Origin of the sequence: Paraburkholderia sp. BR13439, assembly GCF_040948805.1 — a bacterium.
GTDB classification, from domain to species: domain Bacteria; phylum Pseudomonadota; class Gammaproteobacteria; order Burkholderiales; family Burkholderiaceae; genus Paraburkholderia; species Paraburkholderia youngii.
The window spans coordinates 1-436 of sequence record NZ_JBFPKN010000156.1 but is presented as its reverse complement, the minus strand read 5'-3'; the positions used below and the strand labels follow the sequence as shown (position 1 = coordinate 436).

Sequence of the window (436 nt, the reverse complement as noted above, 5' to 3'; positions counted from 1 at the left end):
CGGCAAGCGCGGCCGGCCGCTTTCGAAGCCCCGCATCGTTCAGGGCGATCGGGGCTACGATCACGACAAATACCGCCGTCCGCTGCACGCAGCCGGCATCGCTACCGAAATCGCCCGACGTGGCCACTCTCATGGCAGCGGCCTTGGCAAAACCCGCTGGGTCGTCGAGCGAACCATTTCGTGGCTTCACAACTTCCGGCGACTGCGCATCCGCTTCGAACGCCTTGCCTTCATCCACCAAGCCTTCATGAAACTCGCCTGCTGCATCATCTGTTGGCGAAGGCTGAAGGACTCATTTTGTTAACGCCTCTAGAGCGTGTTAGGAACTTTGAAGTACTGACACGGCGTGGACAAGCATGAGCATTGCGAAGACGACGAAATGAAGCCCAGCGAGAGTTTCGGGGAGCCGTTCATAGTCACGTGCGAGACGCCGGAA

Annotated in this window: 1 protein-coding gene and 1 pseudogene; one reads left to right on the top strand and one right to left on the bottom strand. The window is 59.2% G+C overall.

The features are described from left to right. A partial coding sequence (locus AB3X96_RS42670; RefSeq protein WP_368594431.1) for a transposase occupies window positions 1-304 on the top strand: 304 nt, incomplete at its 5' end. 15 nt (window positions 305-319) lie between these two features. On the opposite strand, the pseudogene AB3X96_RS42665 reads toward AB3X96_RS42670, so the two are convergent. Beyond that, window positions 320-436, bottom strand: a pseudogene (locus AB3X96_RS42665) (IS5/IS1182 family transposase); the annotation flags it as partial.